The sequence below is a fragment of the Candidatus Margulisiibacteriota bacterium genome, assembly GCA_003242895.1.
Lineage (GTDB): Bacteria > Margulisbacteria > Riflemargulisbacteria > GWF2-39-127 > GWF2-39-127 > GWF2-39-127.
The window spans coordinates 42,881-66,066 of sequence record QKMY01000059.1; the positions used below are offsets into that span (position 1 = coordinate 42,881).

Below are 23,186 nucleotides of genomic sequence, written 5' to 3' on the forward strand. Positions count from 1 at the left end.
AACATAAAAAATGTATGAATTAAAACATGGGATCGATACCCTAAACAAGTCATAAAAGGAGGATTATTATGTTAAAGTATATACAAGAAACTGACCCGGAAATAGCCTTGGCTATTGATAAAGAGCTTGGCCGGCAAAGAAATAATATAGAGCTGATAGCTTCGGAGAACTTTACTTCTCTTGCAGTAATGCAAGCTTGTGGGTCGGTACTCACGAATAAGTATGCCGAAGGCCTTCCCGGAAAACGATATTATGGCGGTTGCGAATACGTTGATATTGTAGAATCCTTAGCAATAGAGAGAGCAAAAGAGCTTTTTGGTGCGGATCATGCTAATGTACAGCCGCATTCTGGAGCCCAAGCAAATACTGCTGTTTATTTCGCACTCCTGAAGCCGGGAGATACTGTCCTGGGCATGAACCTGTCCCATGGTGGACATCTTACTCATGGCAGCCCGGTAAATATATCCGGGGCATATTATAATTTTGTTGCTTATGGGGTAAGCAAAAGAGATGAGCGGATTGACTATGATGAATTGGAACAGTTAGCCCTCGATAATAAACCTAAAATGATTGTTGCAGGTGCCAGCGCATATCCAAGAATTATTGATTTCGCCCGATTAAGGATGATCGCGGATAAGGTCGGGGCTCTATTATTTGTTGATATGGCCCATATTGCCGGACTTGTCGCTGCCGGATTGCATCCTAGTCCTGTTCCTTATTGCGATGTAGTAACGACAACTACGCACAAGACCTTGAGAGGTCCCCGTGGAGGGCTAATCCTTTGTAAGCAGGAATATGCCAAACAAATTGATAAATCGGTATTTCCCGGTACTCAGGGCGGGCCGCTTATGCATGTCATTGCAGGTAAGGCTATTGCACTTAAAGAAGCTTTGAGTCCTGGGTTTAAAGAATACCAGAACCAAATTATCAAGAATGCTGCAAAATTAGCGGAGCAATTAGCAATCTTTGGTTTTAGGATCGTATCCGGTGGAACTGATAATCATTTGATGCTCGTCGACCTTAGGTGTATAGAGTTAACCGGTAAAGTTGCAGAGAAGGCCCTTGATGAAGTAGGTATTACTGTTAACAAAAATACTATACCGTTTGAGACTGAGAGTCCTTTTATAACAAGTGGTATCCGCTTAGGGACACCTGCTGTAACGGCTCGAGGTATGAAAGAAGCGGAAATGATTATTATTGCTCAAATGATAAATGATGTCCTTAGGAATCTTGAGGATGAAGAGACAATGCTCCGGGTTAGACATCAGATCAATGCATTGTGTGAAAAATATCCGTTATATAAGGATTTATAAGAAGATTGATAATTGCCTTCTCGGGGGCAAGGGAGTTAATAATGCTCATAGAGAAAAAAGACTCGATGCCGGAATCAATAAGGATATTAACACAGGATATTTCAAAGCGGCCGGATTGGGATGAATACTTTTTGCGAATTATGGCTGTTGTTATGCAACGTGCCAGCTGTTTGAAGCGGAAAGTAGGCGCGCTTATAGTTAAGGATAATAGAATCCTCGCATCTGGGTATAATGGTGCTCCTGCGGGCATTGATCATTGTGAAAAAGTCGGGTGTCTTCGAAAAGAATTAAATGTCCCTTCGGGGCAAAGGCATGAATTGTGCCGCGGTCTGCATGCAGAACAAAATGCTATAGTTCAGGCTGCAGTCCATGGAATTGCGATTAAGGGTGCGACTATTTATTGTAATTTTTTACCCTGTATCATTTGTACAAAGATGATCATTAATTCCGGAATAAAACGAGTGGTTTTTACCGGCTATTACCCTGATGATTTAGCTGTTAAGATGTTTACTGAAACTGATATCGAATTAGATCTCTATCAGCCTGAGAAAAAGTGACGCATGAGCAGTGTAGTTGTACAAAAAAAGATTCACGTAACCGGTGTAGTTCAGGGCGTAGGATATCGTTATTTTGCTTATAAGAATGCACATAAGTTCAAGATTAAAGGTTATGCCCGGAATATGCTTGACGGAAGCGTACTCGTTGTTGCACAAGGCGAGAAAGCACCTGTAAGTAACTATATTTCTTTGCTCCGGGAAGGCCCGGTAGCTGCCAGTATTGATTCAGTAGAGATCGAAGATTGTCCTGTAGAAGAATATGATCGTTTTTCTACATATTAATTGAAATTATTTATTCTGTTTAGATATTTGCAAGGCTGGAATATCTTTATGTCCGGGTGGACTATTTATTGTTGATATGAAGGGATTTGTTAATGAAAAGATTAGCATTTCTAGGGCCATATGGCACGTTTTCTGAGGATGCCGCAAAAAAATATAACGAGCAAAACCATTACGAACTTGTTCCTATGCCTACTATTTATGATGTTATAACCAGCGTAGATAATGGAGAAATCGAAGAGGGAATAGTTCCGATCGAGAATTCGATTGAAGGTGCAGTTAATGCTACCCTTGATGTGCTTGTCCGGTCAAAAAATATCAAAATAACCGAAGAATTCGATGTTAATATTGTTAATAATCTCATTGTGAAACCAGGTACAGCACTGGCTGAAATAACGGACCTCTATTCTTTCTATCAGCCAATAGGCCAGTGTATGAACTATATCAGAATGAATTTGCCAAAGACCCGGATACATGGGACGAACAGCACTGCCGAAGCTGCTGCTTTTGTATCTGATTATAATGAAAAAAATAATATCGTCGCTGCTATCGGCACACGGAATGCAGCTGCAATATATAACCTTGAAATTCTTGCCGAAAATATTAATGATTATCCTGACACGGTAACGAGATTTGTAATTATCGGACACCGGGAACAGGCTCAGTCAGGAAATGACAAAACGTCTATTGCTTTTGTAACGCATGCCGATAGACCTGGTGGACTTTATGAGATCCTTGGCGTTTTTTCGAAGAGGTCTATTAACCTCACGAAAATTGAATCTCGGCCTTCCAAGGAATCGCTTGGTCAATATATTTTCTTTTTGGATATGGAAGGTCACAAATCAGACGTAATTGTTGGAGAAGCGTTGTCTGAGGTTCAAAAGATTGTGGTCTCACTAAAAATACTTGGATCATATCCCATAAAAAAATAAGGAGAAAACCGGTGCTTAATCCGAAATTGATACGAATGAATCCAGAGCTTGTAGAAGAAGCTTTAAAGAAAAGAAACATGGGTACTGAACTCCTTGAAGAATTTCTTGCAGTAGATAGGCAGTGGCGGGACCTTGATACTATCATTGCAGCAAAGAAATTTGAACGCAAACAGTTTTCTCCGAAAGGTAAGCCTTCTGAAGAACAACTTTTGATATTAAAAAAGCTTTCTGATGAGATCAAAGAAGAAGAAGATTTGGTAAAGGTGCTGGAGCAAAAAGTTGAGTCTATTGCGTTGCTTTTTCCGAATATTCCCGACAATTCTGTCCCGGTGGGAACGGATGCGGCTAGTAACGTTGTTATAAAGCAGTGGGGAGAAATCCGGGAATTTGATTTTCAGCCCAGCCCGCATGATGAACTTGGGCAAAAGCTTGGCATTCTTGATTTTGAACGGGGTATAAAACTCGCACAGTCTCGTTTTACGGTATATCTAGGTGACGGAGCAAAACTTGAAAGAGCGCTCATCAACTTTATGCTTGATACCCACACGGCGCGTAGTTATAAAGAAGTCTTGCCTCCTTTTTTGGTGAACTCTTCAAGTATGCAGGGAACTGGACAACTACCGAAATTTGCTGATGACCTTTTTAGATGTAAGGATGACGATCTCTGGCTTATCCCTACGGCAGAAGTCCCGGTAACAAACCTTCATCGTGATGAAATCATCCCGGAGGAATCATTGCCGCTGTATTACGCCGCGTATACGCCGTGTTTTCGTCGGGAAGCCGGTTCTTACGGCAGAGATACAAAAGGGATTATTCGCCAGCATCAATTTAATAAAGTTGAGCTTGTTAAGTTTGTCCTTCCTGAGAATTCAAGTGATGAACACGAAAAACTTACCTCCGATGCTGCTCTTATTCTGGAGCTTTTAGGACTTCCTTATAGAGTAATATCTTTATGCACAGGAGATCTGGGGTTTTCTTCTGCAAAAACCTATGATCTTGAGGTTTGGTTCCCTTCACAGAATATATACAAGGAAATCTCGTCTTGCAGTAATTTCTTAGACTTCCAGGCAAGAAGAGCACTTATTCGTTATCGAAGTAATAAAACTGAAAAGGCAGAGTTGCTTCACACTTTGAACGGTTCCGGGCTTGCCGTTGGAAGAACCTTTGCGGCTATTCTGGAGAATTATCAACAAAAAGATGGAACTGTAATTATTCCGGAAGTGCTGAGACCTTATATGGGCGGAAAAAAATTATTAGGTAATATATAAACTGGATTTTTATGCGGAAAGATTGTTATAATAGAGTATTCATCAAGAACAAGTTCTTTCCCCGAGATCTTTATATTAATAGAGAGTAAGGAATAAAATATTTTTCTTTACGGATGCATGATGAAAAAAGTTTGCCATAACATAGAAAAATGAATAGATTTAGATGATCAACCAGAGGAGTTATTAATGGAAAAAGAATTGAAACCGTATATACATTTTCTCCGAGCGCTAGCTTCAGAAGAAAGATTGAGTATTATAAAAAGCCTGTTAGAAAAAGAAATGTGCGTTACTGAGGTAGAAAATAGTTTTTATATGGAGCAATCTACAGCCTCTCATCATCTGAACCTTTTAAAGAAAGCAGGAATTGCCTGTTCTCGAAGAAATGGCAAACAAATGATCTATAGCATCGATAAAAGCTCATTTAGGACTAAATATGAAGAGTTTTTGCAATTACTAAGTGTATAGCTATATTATAAGTTCCTAAATATCTTATACAGGCCAGGCTCTGTAAAATATTTCTTTTAACTTCTATATAATAAGGCCTTTCTTTCAGTGTCTTGAATCCATTATAATTACGGTTGTTAACTTCCCAATTTTCTTGTCTTACTCATGTTCTTCTCAAAACGAAATATTTCCATACAAGTTGCTTTTTATTTTATACGATTAAGAAATAAGAGAAGTATAAGTTGAGCTAATTGAGGAGGGATTTGTATGTTTCTAGAACCGCATAATTTAGATGAAGGGCGATCTGCTGAAGTCTATCCTCCCGGGGGATTCTCAAAAGAAGAGAGAACTGATGAATTAATGCAGTTTGTAGAGTCTTTCGAAGGTATATATTTGTATGCAGGGAAAGATTTTAATGTGCAAGTTTATTACACTGTCATGCAGGCACTTAAAATCGAAGGCTTATTGCCTGAAAGAAGTAATCAAGCTGCGGATTTGATAAAAAAAGTAACGGATATGATTGTTAATGATCAAGAGATGAGTGAATCTGCAAAGCTGGTTATTCAACGATTTGGAAAATAATGTGTTTAATAGTTGCAATTATATGGAATATTAATTATAGAAGGTGTTAAGGATGGAGATTTTCGGTTTAGAAATTGCAAAAACTGTTCCAAAGGATAATAAGATAAAAACGACGGTCAACGCCGGCGATAAAGATGATTTTCTTTGTGAGTTCGGTAAATGTTTTAGAACTGTTAATTCTGCTGAAGTCCAGAAAACGTATATGGCAGACAGGTCTTGGTGGAAGAAGAATCAGTGTGATGTAAAAATACTTAATTTGCGAGATGAAGATGATGGTAGTTTAACTTCCCTTTATAAAGAATATCGGAAAGTATTGTTGAAATTGTATAGGATTAAGCAGGTACTGGAAGAAGGGTGATGTTACATGAGCCTTATTAATGTAAATAATGTACTATCAGGGTTAAGTCATTTTGGTATTGATTCAGATTTGGTGAGCCAGAATTTGGAAAGAGAAGTCACGGGTGAGACATTAAGAGCACTGGAAGATTATGTGATAGATGATATAGAAACAAAAGTTGATAGATCAGCAGTAATCTTGGATGAGACATATCCCGGGAGTAATTGAAATGCAAACTGATAACAGTTGTTTACGGGCTATAAATGACATGGTGCAGCTTGTTGAGAATAAAGCTAGTGAAATATTTCCTGCACGCGACATGAATAATCAATTAACAACCGACATTAATTTTCAGCCGAAAAATAATAACGTAATTGGCGAATCAATAAATAATTATCTTGGTAATGGAAAATATAATACACTGGTTTAAAAATATGTATATTATCAGTCTTATGTGAAAAAGCATCTTTTAATCCGGATAATTCTTTTGAGTTTTCAATGAGCAAGACTTTTGCCTAGTGGAAATTCGAAAATAATTATCCGGGTTTTATGTTTTTTTACGAACTTTTGGCAGCTAAAAAGATTAATAATGCATTTTTTTTCCTGTAATTGGTTTCTGTAAAATCTACAGTTTTGCAAAAAGATATAATGGAGAATTTCGGTACAAGCGGAAGATAGTAATATTACGATAAAATTATTGGTATAATAGATTTAATATAAGCATAATATTTTATATAAAAGGGCCAGAATAATTTTATGACTTCGATACAGCCGTCTCAAGAAAAAAATAAAGCTGATAATCCTCAGGATGACATTAATCTTGCTGCACAAGCTCAATCGGCAATGTACGCTCAAGCTGAAATCCAAGCCGAAGACGATCTTGGCGGTTCAGAGAGGCATATCGATGGCGCTGTAATCAGTAGCAGCGGTTCTGATTTTTCGAAAGATAGGAAAGAAAAGGGAACGGTCATCGAGTCAGAGTCAGGGAGCTATATTTTAAATCAAGGGACAAATGAGCCGGGGATGACGGTTCTTGATTATCGTGATGCAGTATCTATAGGACAGGCACTTCCCTTGATTTTTTCGGATTCGGTTATAACTGTATACGAAGTGGAAGATCCCCAACAGTATATCGACCCTGCTGATCCCAAAGTTCAACAATTGCTTGAGGAGTTCATAAATCAGAAGATTATTACTGAAAACATGGATAGCAAGCAAATAATAAGTCGAGTGGCAAAATATTTAGCAGATAATTTCAAAATAATTACGGATTCAACGAATCCATATTTGACCAAGGTAGGGAAAATTATTGATTCAAGGACTGGAACCCCTGATGAACTCAATGTCCTTTTTGCTTCGCTTTCTAAGCGGGCATTGGTTTCCCTGGGTAAAAACGAAACTATTATAGATAGCGTTCGTTGCATAGGAGGCGAGGATCGACATGGAGTTAAAAAGTTTTTTGCCCAATTTATAGATGAGCAGGGCCGAAAACTCCTTGTTGATTTTAATAGCAAACCAGTAGTCCAAGACATGCCATCAGATTATATCGATAAAATAGATTTTATTATGAATAGTGGCGAATTCACTGTTCTTGACCCGTGTTATTCGATTGATAGGGCTGATATGTATCAAAGTAATTTTTTTAATCAGTTATATAGACAGAACGTTGCTAAGCTTGAAAAGGGGGCACAGTATCTAAAGGATTCGGCGAGTTCACATGAAATCATTCAACTGCTGGGAAAAGTTTTTAATCTGCCCGAGGGTTTAAGCGATTCGGAAATTGCTGAAAGAATAAATAAATTGGGACTTAGCGATGTGGAAATCGCACAAAAGATCAATAATTTTGTAAATAATAATATTACCTATAAAGATGAAGGTATCGATTCCTGGGAATCTCCTAAAAACCTGGCACAGAGCCTTCTTGCTGGCAAAACCCCACAGGGGGATTGCGAAGAATATGCGATGCTTAAGGCTTCCCTTATGCAGGCGGCAGGGCTTAAGGATGTTAATGTTGCTATCGTGAGGAACGGTACACATGCTAATGCTGTTTTCCAAACGAGTGAAGGCAAAGCTTATGTGCTTGAGATGAGCGAAGCGAATTCGAAGCTGGTTGATATGACCTGTGAAGAGTACCTTTCTGAAGAACATTGCGTCGGATATTTTAATGATCAAACAATTGTCCTTAATAAAGCCAATACAATTATTTCGACAGCTACTAACACAACTGTACCCGGGACAGGAACTGATGGTACTGTAACCCCTGGTAGCGGAAGTGACGTGGATGTATCTGCTAATCTGAATAAGTCTATGGATAGCTTATCTTCGTATTTGGATCGAGTTGATGGGATAGGGATTGATTCGAATGTGTCTGAAGATTTTAAGAGTATCATGGATAACTTTACCAAAGAAACAGGGATGCAGGTGCAGATTGACCAAAAAACTCTAGAAGATATCGCAAAGAATAAAAATTTAGGAAATATACCTACCAGTGAGCTTAAAAAAGCACTCGACTCAATGAAAAGTTTTTATTCTACTTTCAATTCGAAAGAGGGTAAAGCCTTAGCGAAAGAAGTTGCCGGTAAAATAAATAGCAGTGATATTGCGAAGGATTTGCTTGAAGCAGTCCAAAATAATCCGGAGCTGAAGGATGTTTTTAATCAAAAAGATATCGATGAATTAACGTCGATATCTAAAAATGGCGGAGATTTCCTTAATAGTGAAGCGGGGAGAAAAGTAGCAAATATACTGGCTAAAGGCGGTCCCGGTGTCGCTGCGTTGGCTGGCAAGGCAAGAGCTGCCGCTGATGCGGTTATAACTCCAGAGGTTGTGAAGGCATTCAGAGGCATATTCAGTAAATATGCAACTGGGGGGAGAAGTTTTCAGTCTGTTAATGTCGGGCACCATAAATCAATAACTGAACTGAGAACAAGAGAGGATTGGGTCTATGATAATAATCTGGATTTTTCTGGCTGCCATGATTTGTTTGATGCCCATAATTGTGTAATAAATGCAATAAGTGATAAGCTTAGCCGGTTTGATATTAAAGCATTTGTTTATGAGGACGTTATACAGACGCCAATGGGGCTCATAAAAATTAAACGGTTTGATGATGAGAAACGTGATAAGTTCCTTAAATATTTAGCGAACCTTAAAATGCTGCTAGAGATAATCGCAATGCTCCAAGAAGCGCAGGATAATATTTCGCGTTTGCGGGATGAGACTTTTTCTGGAATTAGAACAAAAAAAGAGGACAAACCTGGAAAGAATCTGGCAGCTCCGGATATGGAAAAAGCTACTGATTTTTTTGAACTTGTAAAAAAAGCTCTTGATAGCACATTTCGTGAAGCTAATTCATTTAACCAAGCCCAGATGCAAGAAGTTATGGCTAAGATCGGTGAAGGGGATACCAGCTTCGAAGCCCAGATGAGAGGCATGATTACCGGAGTTGATGATGTTTCTGCATGTCTGAAAGCAAAAGACATAACTTTCCGTCAATTCTCAACATTGAACGCCCAGCAGTTAAAAGATTATAAGAACGATATTTTAAGCGATAGTATTTCTGATGTGAAAGAAAATCTCAAAGAAATCAATCGGAGTGGCGGCGATTCAAAGCAGTTAATGGATTTAATCTCAAATAAAGTGAAGTCTTTTGACGCAAAGCAGGACGAGATAGTCAACGAGTTTTGCAAAACTGATTTTTATAAAGAAACTCCTAATGGTTATTTGGACTTGGATTATGCAAGGATTTATGAACTAAAGGATAAAATTAGGGAACTTCAAGATATTCAACGGCTTTTGATAATGGTGCAGGAAGCCATTATAAACATCCAAAATATGTATTCAAATACTATGTCAGGTGTAGAGCTAGATGCCGTTGATATCAGTGGGGTCTCTAGGGCTGCCTTTGAGAAAGGCAATTTAAAGCTTGGCAAAATAATGCAGATGGAAATGTACCTTAAACAAATTGTTAACTTGCATAATTCTGCTAATAAAATAAGGAAGGCAGCTGAAAAAATTGATGCAGCTCAGGAAGGAAAATTTAAGGCGTTCATTTCTTCTTATATCGCTGCTAATAGCTATACTTCCGATGACGAAAAAGCTCGGCAAGCGGCTACAGTTTTTTCTTTAGCTTCAGCGTCTTATACACACAGTGCGGCGGAGGCTGCTTATTCTATCAACGAGACTTACGATGTTTCAACTGTATTTGATGAAAAAAGAATTATGGCACAAATTTCGAAAATAGCCACGCAGATGGAACAGCCGATGGAAAAAGAAGAAGAAGAGGAAGCTTCCGGGTTAAACAGGATTAAATCTTTAGAGAAAAAGCAGTATGCAATTTTGAATCAAATTGATTCACAGTCATTTGTAATGAAAGATGGAAATGGCTATGTTGTGGACTCTATGAAACTGGGAAAATTAAATAAACAGCTTGATAATATCCAGCAACGGATGCGTTTAATAATGGAGTTAATGCTGGTTATAAACAATTTGCAGAATAACTACGTATCGACAATGACAGGTGTCTATGGTGGCTCAACAACCGGATATTCAATGATGAGCAGTCTGCTGGAGTCTAAAATAAGTCAAGTAAATGCACTTTTTTCTTTATTAACTTCAGAACTAAAGGAAATTGCTGAGAAAAAAACCATGGTACATCTCAGGCAGAAAGAGATGTCTGATGCACAACGTGTTTTTGCTACGGGGATAACAACATCATTAATCGCTATTTCAAATCCTGTCTATGGGTCTATTTTTGGGTTCATGGCTAATGCGATGAATACTATGAGAGCTTACAGCGATGCTTTATCCGGTGGAATGCATAGTACCGTTAAGTTTTCAAACGCGAATGAAGAAGAAAAAGCACGAATTGAAGCTGAGAAGGCATCCAATTCAATTGATCAAGAAGAAGACAAACTGCTCGATAGTGTTTATTCTACGGGGATTATTCCGGCTGGCGATGGGAAGTTTGCCGTGAATTATGATTACCTGGCGAAAGTAGCTGATAAAATTGCGCAACTGCAAGTCAGGCGCATGATAGTTGCAATGCTGCGGATGTTTATTATGAATATGCAAAATTTGAAAAACCAGACACTTGGGGGGCCGGTGCTATATACTCCAAGTACCTCAATGATGGTGAGGGCACACGGCTCTACTACTACGAAGGTGATGAACCTTATTGTTCAGCAGTTACAAGATGAGGTTACGGTGAAAAATGCGAAGGTAAGTGCCGGCAGACAAGTTGAGATTGCTAAAAAGAAGCTTTCGACCTCAATGAGCTTTGGGCTGGCAGGGTTAGCAACCTCGGGAACTACGGGCTTTTTTCTCGGAACAATGGTTGGGGACCTCGTTTTTTCTCTGGGGAACGTTGCTCAGGCTGCGTCTCATACGGGGATGGATTTCGGTCAATTAAATGGTGCTGCTACGAAAAGGGAGCAAGAAAAAGAAGAAGAAATTCGTATCGAGAAAGAAAGCGTCGAGAAAAAGGGAGAAGTCCGGCAAGCTGATAGCAGGGCCGAGGCAAAGAAAATTGATAGAGTATTGTCCTCCTTCTCGTCAAGGGAATCGTCAATTCTTTCGGGAATCAATTCGGATCTGATTGTCGATATAGGCCATGGAAGATGGGGCGTAAGTGGGGAAAACCTTCAAACAGTCATGTATAAGTTAAGCCAGATAGCACAAGCCAGGACCATGCTTTTTAAAATATTAGAAAAAATGATGAAGATTTCTGAACAGAAGAATAAGAATCTCACTGGATTTGATTTGAGAGGGATTTCCCTTGAATCAGCTGATGAGATACTCAATGAAGCAAGCCAGCAGGCAGCTTATTATCTTTATGAAAAACTCGATGCCATATGTACTCGACAACATGAAATTTTAGCAGCAAGGCAGCAGTATTCGCAGGCAATGATGAATTTCTTTATCAAAATATCTCAAACAGTTATAAGTAGTCTCCTGGCGACAAAGAGTGAAGAACGAGAGGCAAAGGCAGCGGATAAGAAATCGGAAGAAGAACTGAAATTAACTGAGCAACTTATAAAATTAAAGCTTTTAGAAAAATTTACTGCTTATTTTGCAGAGCAACAGGCAAAAGCAGGAGAAAAGCCTAAATATAAACCTCTGGAGAATGCGATTCCAATTAAAGCTAAGTCTAGCAGTTCCGCTGGAAAAAATATTTATTCAAAATTGTATGACATTATTGAATCGTTAGAGGTTGAACTGTATATGGACGAAATTCGCAAGAGCCGTGCTGAAACGAAAATAAAGATCGATCAGATCAAAAGAGAAGTGGCACTTAAGTTGCAAACGGCACTCTGGGAGACTGTAACGGATTTCGGGCTATTAAAAGATGTCTACGAATTGAACAAAGATAGAAAGGCTTCTAGTGAAACAGTTCCTGGAGAGTCCGCCAGTAAATCGGATGCCGGTACAAGTGTTCCTAGCGGAGTAAATGGTCAAACCGGATCAACTGCTGCTAAGCCGGATTCCGCACAGACTGATAAGCCAGCCGGGGAAGCTGGTCCTGTTATTGCTCCTGCAGCTACAGGTTCTTCTGGAAATGCTACTGTTCCATCTTCTGCTACCTCGGCAAGGAGCCGTTCGGAGGCTATCTGGTATGGGATGAAAATCAACGCAGAAGGTCAGGGTTTGCTAAAGAGCCGGAATGATAATCTAAAACAGATTCTTACGGCTCTCATTTCGGCCTCAGAGAGAATGTACCAAATGCTTGTTGTCCAGGCGGTACAACGATTGACCGGTATGGAAATGTTTAGTGGACAGTTCTCTCCTGATAAGGTTCTGGATGCCGTAGATCATGCGCATTATATTGATGAAAGAGAAAAAGATCATCCGGCGGGTGATATTAAAAGTCTATATGATACTATGTTTGATAATACCTATGGTGAACAGAAGCAGTCATTCAAATCTGAAACTGATGCCGTGGGTTTCGTATCCAGTATTCTTAAGTCGACACAGGACGGATTATCTACTGATAAAGAAAAAATAGATTATTTCAAGAAATGTCTTAATGGCGATCTTGAAGTAAATAAACAGAAGCTTGATAGTGCGTCAAAAGCTTTGCTGATTAAGGCACTCGAACATGTATTAACCGACAAAGGAGCTCCTTATTCACCTGGACAGCGTAGTCTTGCTTCCCAGATGTTAGCAGCTATGGGGCAGAGCCATTCAGATAGCAATGTTGCATCGCAAGCAAGTGCCGCCATAGAAAAGAATAAAACAGCGATAACTGAAAATATTCAAGATTATAAGCAGGCTGTTAGTATGATAGATAATCTGACGAAAGATGAGAAGTCTAAAGCTGAACATGCTGAGCTTATTAAAGATCTCCAAAAGAAGGTTCAAAATGATAGTAAATTTCAGGCGCTAACTGGTGAAGAAAAGTCAAATATGCTAGCAAATCTTATTACAAAAAACAATGTTATCGACAAAACTACATTTGTAACCTCTGGGAAAATAGATGAAGCGAAGTCGAATGAAATCTGGACTTATATGAAAGTTAATAGTCTTCTAGATGAAAATAATAGATGGAAGGAAGATGCAGATCCTACTAAGTTGAAAGAAAAATATAAAGCAGAATGGAATAGTATCGTTAATGCCTTGGAAGTTAATCCTTCATTGTTAGCAGTCTACATTCGCCCAATGGCAGATGGAACGATGCTAGTGAGTTCTGAGATCGTTGCTCAAGCCCTCGATAAGGCATCTTTGAAAACCGATGTGGTTAACTTCGCTGCCGCCATTAAGGTTATCCAAGAAACTAATCCAGCTATTGCGGATTCAGTTATTTCCGCGATGAAAAACACCGAGAACCAAAAATACGCCAAGCAACTTGCGATTACAAATAAGACAATGAAGCAAGCACTTGCCGGAGAAGCGGTTACGCGGCCAAAAGAGACTGAAAGTGAGCTTGCTAAAAAGGTCACTGATTTAGAGAATAATATTACTGATATTAATAATAAAATACAGGAATTAGATGCTAAAATTAATGAATTAAATACTAAAATACAGGACCCGAATAATAAAGACAAAACAACCTTACAAAAAGAATTAACGCCAATGCAGGATGAGCAGAATAAGAAAAAAGAAGAATTAAATAAAAAGAAAATCGAGCTATTGTCGCTAAAGCAACTTCAACTTCAGGCATGTGCCGCAGATATTTCTGATCTTAAAAATGGTAAACAGTTAACCGCTGATAGTATGTCCCTGATCAAACAGAATAGAGGTTTTGTAGTGGAAATGCTTGTTGCTCAAGGGATTACTGTCGAACAAGCTGCCGCTTTTATCCAGCAATTATTTGCCGTGTCACCGGACGAAGCACTGCCCTTGCTCGCAGACCTAATTAACTCTGACCCCAAAAAAGGAATGGATATTTCTTTACAGCTTAATAAATCATCTGCTTTTTTTGATAATCTCCTTACTGATTTTCAATCAAAGCCGACTGCATATCAGGAGAATGTTAAAGCCCTCGTGAATTCTTTTTTTATAGCTTTGCCAAAGAATGATATGTCGGAGCCGACACTTAAATCGATGGCTGATTCACTTGTTTCGAAAATAGAATCGCAACCTGTCCCTCCTGTAGATATCGAGACATTAGTTGACTTTATGGTTGCTAATAAGTCTATTGACTCAAAAATTCTTGCGAAAATGTTGATTAATGCTGATCCTGAGGTTGCAAGTAAAGTGTGGTTGTCTTTGACTGAACAAGCAAATCCAATAGCCTACAGTACCGACAACCTGCCCAGTTTAGGAAATGAGGATATCTACAATCTGCAGGTGCAGGTCAAGGAAGCTTTAACACAATTAAGTAAAGAATCTTCTATGAATGCAGAACGAGCCCAGGATATTTTTTCCAGGACAGCATGTTTGCTTGAACAAGATATTAAGAAAAAAGAAATAGCTTATATAGACAACTTTAAGAAAAATTATAAGAAAGAGCATAATAAAGATTACGAAGGAGCTGTTAGATTTACTCCTCGATTAGTGGAAGATGGGATGGCAATAGTAAAGAGTTTGACTGCGGACGCTGCTTTGATAAAAAAAGAAGTAAATAAGCATAAAGAAATTATCGAGAGATTTAAGACTAAAAGCGTTGATGAAATTTTAGCGGAGAAGAGTTTAACGGAAGCGCAAAAAGCTGATGTGATACGGCAGCAGTTGGTTGATACTCCGAAGGATACCGTTTTAGCTTTGAATAAAGCCGCAGAATCCGGGGACAAAGGCGTCCAGATAGCGCATGTAGTGATGGAAATAAATAATCATGATCCGGCCATTATTGCCAATATTGCAATTATTGCAAAGAAAGAAAATATCGATATAAACAGTACGATAAAATCTCTCAATTCTGCAATGCTTGAGAAGGATTTTAAGGCTACAGATATGAGTTCTCTGATTGAAGCCCGTTCATTGCTGGAATCAATTAAGAGCGGGAATGTAACTCAATTAACGAACTATATTTCTTCAATTGTGGCAGAAAAACCGACTATGGCGGCAGCTATTTTGGCAGAATTCTATAAGAGTGATGCGCAAGCAGCAAAGCAGGTAGCAATTAAAGTTGTAATAAACAATAAACATATCTTACAAGATACTTCAAATGGATTTATGAAAGAGTTGATGAACTTGTCTCCTGAATTGGCAGGAAAAGTTGTTAACGAAATTCAGTTACTTGATGAGAACCTCGCTAAAATGATTTGTAAAAACGTTATAGATATGGATAAGGAAAAGTTCAGTATATTTGTGGCTCAGTTCAAAGAGAATATACCTCTTATGGATATGGTAAATTTGATTGTCGCAAGCTCGAAGAAACAAGAATTAATAGATCAATTAAAGCAAATTGCTCCGGAAGTAATCGATCCCAAAGCCTTAGCAGCGCAAGTTATGAACGCAGCTAATGAGGCGGATAAGCTTGAATTATTGAGCAATGCAATATCTTCAATAAAGAACCCGAATGACCAAGCACAGTTTCTTAAAACTATGTACAAACTTGAGGCGGGAATGGATAAACTTATTGCTCAATGGATTGAAGCTCAGGTGGCAACTGGTGAAAATAATCAATCACTTGCTGATATTACGAGTAGGATTCTTATGTCAGATCAATCGCTTTTTACTAACTTAATGAAAATTTTAAATGATGATAAAAAATTGGGAGATTTTGTTGCTGCTGTTAAAAAGTCATCTCCAGACAAAGAGAATCGTATTAATACTCTTAATGCTGCACTTAGTATTATTAATGAAAAATTAGAGCCCAAAGGCTTTTTTGCAGGTGTTTGGGATAGTATCCTGGAGTTTTTGGGTGATATTTGGAGTGGGCCGTACAAAGAAGAAATAGATTTGCTGTTGGAAAAAAGGGAGCAGGGTTTGAATAACGTTGCTGCAGTAATAACCACCTTAAAATGTGCGGAAGAAATTGTGCAAAAAAGTGATGCATCAAAAGAAAAATTTTCTGACACTAAAAAGCTGGTAAAAGAAGCTGTTACAAGTATGGTTAAGCAGGGGCTGCATTCCGAGGCGGCAGATCTTATCACGAAACTATTTTCAGATAAACCGGCTGATATGGAGGAAATGAAGAACGATATTTTTGACAAGCTTACTGTAGACATTTCCGATGAAGGTGATTATGTTAAGAAGATGAACCTCATTGCCGCACAGGTGTTACTCTGCCCGAAGGATAAATCTATGCAGGTCGAGATATTGAAAGACATAAGGTTGCCTGATTCCGATGAAATATACGACTATATGAATTATCTTAATGCTCTACTTATGTCATCTAATTCTGAGATTGTTTCGGTAGGAAGAGAAAAGTTTTCAGCTTTTATATTGAATAATGATTATCAATCCCAGCATCAAGATATCCAGAAACGCCTTGAAACCTTAGCCGGGGATAATGCTATGCCTTTAGAAGTAAGGAATGATTCAAAAATATTTCTCAGATCGCTTCAGCTAAAAGATGTTGTCTCGCAGGGAGAAATAGCCAAACTTGTTAAGGCGGCTAATATTGACCAGAAAGCTCCGGTAATAGAGCAAATGAACGGTATCTTCGCCTATGCAAAGAACAACCTTACCCTTTTACCGGAATCAAAAGGGGAAGATAAATCTCTTTCTTTAGTTGATATTTCTAATGCTATTCTCTCCGGTAAAAAACCGGAATGTGATTGTGAGGACTTCTCTGGAATGGTACAGGCAATGATGGAATCTGCCGGGATCAAGGTTACTGAAAGCGCGGTTGTGGTTACCCGTGACGGTTCCCACTCGGCGGTAGTGGTCAGGGCAGGAGAGAAAGCATACGTATTGGATAATACGTCCGACAAAATAGTTGATGACCCAAAAGAGATCACTTCTTTGCTTGGGCAATCGGTTGAGGTTAACAAGAACCTTGATCAGCAGAATTTTCGGGCTGTTTACAATGGGAAATCAATTAGGATAAGTGAGACGAATACCACTGAAATACTGACTGGAACAGTTGTTGATGAGAAAGAAACCTCTTCTACGGTAACTACAGTCCAAACAAAAGAAGCTGATAGCAACAATCCTAGTCAGAGTGCGCCTGCTGTTTCTCTTGAGTCAAAGGTAAATGAAAAGGCCGAATCTCTCATTAAACTATGTAGTGATAAGAAAAACATAGCAAAAGCCTCCCAAGAACTCGAAGGTTTTATCGAGAACCAGGACCCGGCATTTGCGTATGAAGTCCTTGATCAGATTCTTAGCAAAGATACCTATCTGTCTGCTTATATAGCTGCGCTTATGAACCCAGAAAATGTACAGAAGTTAATTGCAGTAGCTGGCGACATGACAATCAGTCAGGGCGCAACAAGGAGCCTTAATAGTTCGGAGACCATGGAGTTAGGATTGTTACTGGAGGTAATAAGAGACAAACAAGATACTACGCAAGTATTAAAGACTAACGGCGTTGATCAGGCTATTGCAGACGAGCATGTTAACAGGATTGTGAATGAAATGACTCTTATAAAAAACACACAATCTGAGCATATCAAAGCCGGCTCAGGATTAGAAAAAGCAATTAAAGAACTGATTAAAATTAATTCTAACCGAGACCAGCAGGAGGTCCTTCCCTCATGTGCAAGAATTATTAAAACCGAGATTCTTCCGGCAATTAGTATATTACTGCCCCGGCTAAAAGATTTACCCGGGGGTAAAAAATTAGATAATATTTTTGAACTGGCAATAGCCGCGCAGATGCTTTGTGATAAGAAGATTTCCCCGGACCAGAAGTCGGCGTCTACTGCTACCTTGCTTGAATTCGCTGAATCTTTGGCCGAAATAATGCCTGATCTAACTTTGCAAGAAGACGCAGCAAAATTATCCGGGATTCTTTCGTTAGAAAAAAATGTTGTGAATACAGTTCTGGCGTTAGCCATTTCGCTTATTGGAGAGGACTCTTTTCCTGCCGTCGGAAAAGATTTAATATCGTTAGCAAAATCGGATAAATCTTCCCAAGTTATCGCGAAAAGCCTTACTCATTGCGATACTAAGGGAGTAACAAAACTGCTTATTGCGCTGGGAAGCGAAGATGTAAAAACAGCAAGCCGGATATTTGCTGAGATTTCTTTGACGAAAGGCGGCGGACTGAAGTCCGCAGGCGATATTGCACAAGATATGAGAGAGTTACTCAATGATCCTGAGACTACATCAGAAACAAAAAAGATTATTTCAACCATGTTTTCGGAAACAAATAGTATTAATCCTGATTTTAACCCGAATAAATATATTAATGAAAGTGGTGTTGTGATCGAGCAGAAAATAATCCCGATAACTGAAACTGTTGCTGATAACGAAGTTCCTGTTTCGCAGTATTCAGATAATATTAAACAGAGTTCTCCGGAGGAGAAAAAAGATTCCGCTGAAATCGCATCAATAATATCCGAAGGCAACTTGAAAAGGGAAGATATCAAAGCATTACTTAGCCGAGGCTTTTTTACTGCAAAAGAGTTATTGTCAGTAATTAATCTCTTTGCCAATGAGGTAGGTAAAACAGAGGAATTGCTAGTTACGCTCAATGTCGCGATGGAATGTTTGGACCCTGAGGTTATTTACCAGATATGGTCAGCTCTTAGCGAAGATAATGTGAAATCGTTAGAAACGCTTATTAATAATAGTTCCTATGCTAATAGGGCTGGTGTAACCACTGAATCTTATACAATAGTGTGTGCTCAGATTGTCGGGGATTTGCTAAAACAAAACAATAAAGAATTGCAAAGGGAATCAATGCTTCAAAAAATTCAAGCAGCTAAGGATTTGTTCAGTATTGTTTCTGGTGTTTCAACTGCCAGTATCGAGGCTTTTTCGGGGGAATCCCTGAATTTTGTTCAGCAACAAAAAGAAAAAGATAAAAAAGAAATGGTTGCGATGTTGGGGAGGTTGTTGAAGCGGGTGGCAACTGCGAGTTTTGAAGCACAGGAGAAACAAGATGTTATGCGCGTAATCAATTCCATTGGCACTGTTCTTGTAATGTCATCCAATGATCATAAAGAAGCAGTTTCGCTGTTGCTTGTAAATGATCCGAAGAGAAAAGATGCTATAATACAGGTAATAGATACTATATTAGGAAAATATCAGCTTTCAGCAGAACTCAAGGATATTATAAGTATAGTTTTAAACAGCAATGAAAAAGAAATAGCATTTATCTGCGGAGCTCTAAAGATTAATAAAAGCCTGCAAAATGTTATACAATATAAAAATGCTGCCTAAAAATAGTTGATAAAGGCAGGTGCCGAAATGGGTAATGCAGTGGATAATGAATATAAAACAAAGATTCTGGAGCTCACCGATAACCTAACGGTTTTTTTAACAGAAAATAATATTGATTCGATAAAAAATACCACCACCGTAATTGCGTCTTATAAGCAAAGTATAGATTTTCTAAAAAAGATAGATAACAATTCAATTATCGAAGAAGATTTGAAAAATATCTTAGTTGTTCTTGGCAAGCTTGATACCTTTATTCCTGATTTCAAAGATAAGCGTATCAGCCCTCTCGTTCGTTCGGTTGCTTTGCAAACATTCAGAAACAGCTACGGCGAACTTTTATCGTTTATGCAAGAATCAAATATAGACGCGGTAGTGAGTGAATTATTTGTCTTTCTTGATAAAGAGCTGTCAGTTCTTGGCTCGACTAGAAAAGAACTGGAGGACAAAGCTTCTAAGTGTTACCATTATCTTACAACACAGAATCAGAAGGTATTTATTGTCTTTATTAAGAAATTAGCTGGTAATATTTCGCATTTTTTAAAAGAAATTAAAAATACTGATGATGTTTCGAGGACTATTGTAATTGCTCTATTGATGGACAAATTGTCATTGTCAGATACTTGGGGAATTGCTTCAGACGTCGAAGCAGTTAATAAGTTTATCGCACGAGGAATTCTCGGCTTATTTAAACAGATGAGTAAAGAAATGCCTTTAGCGGGTATGTTAAAAAATGTTAAAATAATTAATAGTCAGTTACCATCGGAAATATTGAAATACGTTGAAGGGGCCCTTCCTGATAAGATAAAGCGGGCACTTAAGTTTGAAGAATTACTGGTTTTTGTTCCTGCTATGGAGGAGCAAATAGCTTCTTTAAGCATGAATGGAATTATTATTAGACGGGTGGCAGTGGGAGATCGCCCTCAAGATGAAGTGCGGCGGTTGCTTTTACAGATAAAACAAGAACGATTGTCTAAAAGTGAAGTAATTTCAATTCTTCGTTCAAAGACAAAAGAGGTTGTTTTATTGTTTTTAGGATTTCTCGACAATCGTGACCGAGAGCTTATTGCTTCAGTTCTGTTTGAAAATCGTAGTAACGCGCAGATAATTACTCGAAAATAACGAAGAGTGTCTAGGAGGTATCTAATTTTGGGAATTATTAAGTTGTTTTGCCCTTTTGAGTCACTATTGTTAAACATTCTGTTTTTTTTATTTGTCTGTTATATTTTATATTCAATTGGAAAAAGTCTTTATGTGATAGTCACAAATTATAAAAAAGTCAAACAATACAACCAGGAAATAGATGCGATTGAAAAAAAAATTGTTGAAACCAAAAAAAAATTAAAGGATGCGATGAATAGCTAATTATGGGCAGGCTTGATCAAAATAATGATATCGAAGACTTTGTTGTTAACCCTATTGAGCTTCCGGAGCAGAATAAGCTTTTGCGGGATTTTTTTCCATTTATTGAGAAGGTGTTGAGTAGTCAGGATAACTCTGTTTTGCATGAGCAGAGTCCGAATCCGACTCAAAGGAAAGGCAGCATTGATTTAACTGAGGTGCTTATACATCAAGAAAAAAAGTTGAATATTAGCTACCTTATGGATTTTTTGGAAAAAAAACGCGTGGCAGTTCCCAGTTCCTTAATTGGCGAGGATAATAAGACAAGTCCAATAATTAAACAGGAAAGAAAACCTACTATTTTAGTGCCTTGGATAAAGAAACTAATTAGAGAATTGCGGGAGTTCCCGACGAAAATCAGGAAATATCAAGAAAAATCAATATCGAGGCCAATTACCCGGATGGCTGAAGCTGAAAATCTTACTAATAAGCAAATTATAATTAATACGATACGTCAAAGAATTGAACTTGAACAGCAGATGAGAAGTAAAGAGCCGGGAGGGGGCCTCAAAAAAGTAATGCAAGCTTCTGTTGGTGCAATACCCCGGCAAGAAATTATTAGTACTGATAAATGTAGCGAAGACGAAATCGGAGATATCTCAGAAAAAGAAGGTCTCGCGAGAGAGATACTAAAAAGAGATCAAACACAAAATAGTAACAAGCAGCAAAAACAAAGGCTTCAAGATATTTTGAGTAGAGAAATTAAGCGGGAGGATAACGTAATTATCTAAGAGGATTGTTAGTCAACCGAACTATTGAAATGACTAATTTATGTATGCGATATCGGGTATGAACGAAGGAGCAGGTGGAATCCATGAGTTTAAAGGATAAATTAAAATCACATCAATATTATGATGATATTTCTAAGTATCTTGTTAAAAAAATGCCTAAAAGCGCTAAATATCTGGATGTAAAAACGGAGATGCTTGAGGATATTGGGAAAGAGTTAACCTTTCAGAAGATCCCTAATAAGAAAATCGATGAGGTCAGTTAATATTTTGACCCATTGTGCGATATGGATTTTTAGATGTTTTGGTAGAATTATTAATATACTGGTATCGTTGTTTTTTTCTGCAACAGAGATAATTGATGCAAGTTAATGCCAATAAAAAACGATAGTATTAGTAAATTGATTATTATGCCTATGTTTATTCTATAACATATGGGGGAAGAATTAATATAAAAAAGGAGAAGTATCATGGTAAATCAAATTGAAGGTGCGATTAATATGAATGATGCAATTTATAATGCTGGATTGCGAAGGGCTCCATCGCTCGCACAGTTTAGTAAAAAATCGATGAATTCTTTTATCGAGATTATGAGGCAATATACAAGTGATGATCCGGGGATAACTCTTGACGGTAAATTTTATGATGATAAGTCAGGTGTTGCGGCTTCGATGGCTGTTCAACGGTATATAAGTGATAATCAGAATATTTTGGCAAACTTTACGAAGCTTTCTGAGGTAGGAAGAGAAATGGAAAAATCGGTAGAGAAACTTATAGGGTAATAATTATGTCGCAGAATGTTCCTATAAAAGAAATCGATGAGAACCAGCCCAAAAAAGATATAACACAAAATGTGTATTATCAGAAGATTCAAAAAAGTTTGTCTATAAAAAATAACGTTCGTCAGGAACAACAAGTTCGTCAACAGGTGCCGAAAGTGGAGATGCCTGATACCCAGGATAAGGTTCATTTATCCGCACAACCGAAATCTATATTCAGTTGGAAGACCGTAAATGATAAAGGTAAAGTTAATTACGAGATTAATTTAGGGGATAACGAATCGTTTTCTACATCTATCTTAACGAGTGAAAACAGCCTTGGTATTATTAAAGTGTTGGGGCTAAAGATAGATTTAAGAGAAAAGATGCAGACCTATATAGACAGTTATGTAAAGCATTATGTACAAGCGCGTTCTCACAATCTTATGGTGGCTAAATTTGCCCAGTTTAATGTGGCAATTGCTGGACAGCTTCTCTCTATTTTGGGAATGACCGCAGAGGAAATTAAAAAACTGCAAAAACAAGCTATTCTTTCTGCAGTGGAAGAGAATAAATTGCTATTCGACGAAAATGAATATAATAGTGAGATGATTGCAATTGTCGGTGGTGGGACAAAGAACGAAATCAAGGCCCAGCAGAAAGTGATTTTGGAACTTCGGACTCAATTTATGACACAAATGGATCGACTCGGATATCCTGGGCATTATTCCGAAAGGCGCATAAAAGAAGTACAAATTGAGCAATTAAAAAAGATATTAACTGCTTTTCATGAAGAGAAAAACAATCTGGATTTTCAGCTGCATTATGTATCATGAGAATTTTTTTAAATAAGATTTTTTATATAATAAAGATT

At 38.0% G+C, this 23,186-nt stretch carries 17 protein-coding genes; all 17 read left to right on the forward strand.

Annotation, left to right across the window (positions count from 1 at the left end; translation table 11 throughout):
* Positions 1–68: 68 nt before the first annotated feature.
* The 17 genes from DKM50_10940 (at position 69) to DKM50_11020 (ending at position 23,148) form a co-directional block, all read left to right on the forward strand.
* Positions 69–1,313: a serine hydroxymethyltransferase gene (locus tag DKM50_10940; protein ID PZM78643.1), complete on the forward strand. Its 1,245-nt coding sequence runs from the start codon at positions 69–71 to the stop codon at positions 1,311–1,313.
* 65 nt (positions 1,314–1,378) lie between these two features.
* Complete coding sequence (locus DKM50_10945) at positions 1,379–1,870, forward strand: cytidine deaminase (GenBank protein PZM78670.1); 492 nt, start codon at positions 1,379–1,381, stop codon at positions 1,868–1,870.
* Positions 1,871–1,873: 3 nt separating this feature from the next.
* Positions 1,874–2,152 carry an acylphosphatase gene (locus DKM50_10950; protein PZM78644.1) on the forward strand — a complete coding sequence of 93 codons (279 nt, stop codon included), beginning with the start codon at positions 1,874–1,876 and terminating at the stop codon, positions 2,150–2,152.
* Between the two features lie 92 nt (positions 2,153–2,244).
* On the forward strand, positions 2,245–3,081 hold the full coding sequence (locus tag DKM50_10955) for a prephenate dehydratase (protein PZM78645.1): 837 nt from the start codon (positions 2,245–2,247) through the stop codon (positions 3,079–3,081).
* A gap of 11 nt (positions 3,082–3,092) precedes the next feature.
* On the forward strand, positions 3,093–4,349 hold the full coding sequence (locus DKM50_10960; GenBank protein PZM78646.1) for a serine--tRNA ligase: 1,257 nt from the start codon (positions 3,093–3,095) through the stop codon (positions 4,347–4,349).
* Between the two features lie 186 nt (positions 4,350–4,535).
* Complete coding sequence (locus tag DKM50_10965) at positions 4,536–4,814, forward strand: ArsR family transcriptional regulator (protein PZM78647.1); 279 nt, start codon at positions 4,536–4,538, stop codon at positions 4,812–4,814.
* Positions 4,815–5,060: 246 nt separating this feature from the next.
* Positions 5,061–5,375 (forward strand): hypothetical protein, encoded by a 315-nt coding sequence (locus tag DKM50_10970; GenBank protein PZM78648.1) that lies wholly within the window; start codon positions 5,061–5,063, stop codon positions 5,373–5,375.
* Between the two features lie 52 nt (positions 5,376–5,427).
* The gene (locus DKM50_10975; protein ID PZM78649.1) at positions 5,428–5,733 is read left to right on the forward strand and encodes a hypothetical protein; all 306 of its coding nucleotides are present in this window, start codon (positions 5,428–5,430) and stop codon (positions 5,731–5,733) included.
* A gap of 6 nt (positions 5,734–5,739) precedes the next feature.
* Positions 5,740–5,940: a hypothetical protein gene (locus DKM50_10980; GenBank protein PZM78650.1), complete on the forward strand. Its 201-nt coding sequence runs from the start codon at positions 5,740–5,742 to the stop codon at positions 5,938–5,940.
* A 1-nt stretch (position 5,941) separates the two neighbouring features.
* Complete coding sequence (locus DKM50_10985) at positions 5,942–6,142, forward strand: hypothetical protein (GenBank protein ID PZM78651.1); 201 nt, start codon at positions 5,942–5,944, stop codon at positions 6,140–6,142.
* 326 nt (positions 6,143–6,468) lie between these two features.
* Positions 6,469–19,428: a hypothetical protein gene (locus tag DKM50_10990; protein ID PZM78652.1), complete on the forward strand. Its 12,960-nt coding sequence runs from the start codon at positions 6,469–6,471 to the stop codon at positions 19,426–19,428.
* 27 nt (positions 19,429–19,455) lie between these two features.
* On the forward strand, positions 19,456–20,547 hold the full coding sequence (locus tag DKM50_10995) for a hypothetical protein (protein ID PZM78653.1): 1,092 nt from the start codon (positions 19,456–19,458) through the stop codon (positions 20,545–20,547).
* 27 nt (positions 20,548–20,574) lie between these two features.
* The gene (locus tag DKM50_11000; protein ID PZM78654.1) at positions 20,575–20,790 is read left to right on the forward strand and encodes a hypothetical protein; all 216 of its coding nucleotides are present in this window, start codon (positions 20,575–20,577) and stop codon (positions 20,788–20,790) included.
* Between the two features lie 2 nt (positions 20,791–20,792).
* Positions 20,793–21,557 (forward strand): hypothetical protein, encoded by a 765-nt coding sequence (locus DKM50_11005; GenBank protein ID PZM78655.1) that lies wholly within the window; start codon positions 20,793–20,795, stop codon positions 21,555–21,557.
* Between the two features lie 83 nt (positions 21,558–21,640).
* Positions 21,641–21,820, forward strand: coding sequence for a hypothetical protein (locus DKM50_11010; GenBank protein ID PZM78656.1), 180 nt, complete (start codon positions 21,641–21,643; stop codon positions 21,818–21,820).
* 204 nt (positions 21,821–22,024) lie between these two features.
* Positions 22,025–22,336, forward strand: coding sequence for a hypothetical protein (locus DKM50_11015; GenBank protein PZM78657.1), 312 nt, complete (start codon positions 22,025–22,027; stop codon positions 22,334–22,336).
* A 5-nt stretch (positions 22,337–22,341) separates the two neighbouring features.
* The gene (locus DKM50_11020; protein PZM78658.1) at positions 22,342–23,148 is read left to right on the forward strand and encodes a hypothetical protein; all 807 of its coding nucleotides are present in this window, start codon (positions 22,342–22,344) and stop codon (positions 23,146–23,148) included.
* Positions 23,149–23,186 lie beyond the last annotated feature (38 nt).

Excerpts from the sequence above, each read along its gene's own strand:
- DKM50_10940 (PZM78643.1), top strand. The coding sequence starts at position 69 with ATGTTAAAGTATATACAAGAAACTGACCCGGAAATAGCCTTGGCTATT.
- DKM50_10945 (PZM78670.1), top strand. The coding sequence starts at position 1,379 with ATGCCGGAATCAATAAGGATATTAACACAGGATATTTCAAAGCGGCCG.
- DKM50_10950 (PZM78644.1), top strand. The coding sequence starts at position 1,874 with ATGAGCAGTGTAGTTGTACAAAAAAAGATTCACGTAACCGGTGTAGTT.
- DKM50_10955 (PZM78645.1), top strand. The coding sequence starts at position 2,245 with ATGAAAAGATTAGCATTTCTAGGGCCATATGGCACGTTTTCTGAGGAT.
- DKM50_10965 (PZM78647.1), top strand. The coding sequence starts at position 4,536 with ATGGAAAAAGAATTGAAACCGTATATACATTTTCTCCGAGCGCTAGCT.
- DKM50_10970 (PZM78648.1), top strand. The coding sequence starts at position 5,061 with ATGTTTCTAGAACCGCATAATTTAGATGAAGGGCGATCTGCTGAAGTC.
- DKM50_10975 (PZM78649.1), top strand. The coding sequence starts at position 5,428 with ATGGAGATTTTCGGTTTAGAAATTGCAAAAACTGTTCCAAAGGATAAT.
- DKM50_10980 (PZM78650.1), top strand. The coding sequence starts at position 5,740 with ATGAGCCTTATTAATGTAAATAATGTACTATCAGGGTTAAGTCATTTT.
- DKM50_10985 (PZM78651.1), top strand. The coding sequence starts at position 5,942 with ATGCAAACTGATAACAGTTGTTTACGGGCTATAAATGACATGGTGCAG.
- DKM50_10990 (PZM78652.1), top strand. The coding sequence starts at position 6,469 with ATGACTTCGATACAGCCGTCTCAAGAAAAAAATAAAGCTGATAATCCT.
- DKM50_10995 (PZM78653.1), top strand. The coding sequence starts at position 19,456 with ATGGGTAATGCAGTGGATAATGAATATAAAACAAAGATTCTGGAGCTC.
- DKM50_11005 (PZM78655.1), top strand. The coding sequence starts at position 20,793 with ATGGGCAGGCTTGATCAAAATAATGATATCGAAGACTTTGTTGTTAAC.
- DKM50_11010 (PZM78656.1), top strand. The coding sequence starts at position 21,641 with ATGAGTTTAAAGGATAAATTAAAATCACATCAATATTATGATGATATT.
- DKM50_11015 (PZM78657.1), top strand. The coding sequence starts at position 22,025 with ATGGTAAATCAAATTGAAGGTGCGATTAATATGAATGATGCAATTTAT.
- DKM50_11020 (PZM78658.1), top strand. The coding sequence starts at position 22,342 with ATGTCGCAGAATGTTCCTATAAAAGAAATCGATGAGAACCAGCCCAAA.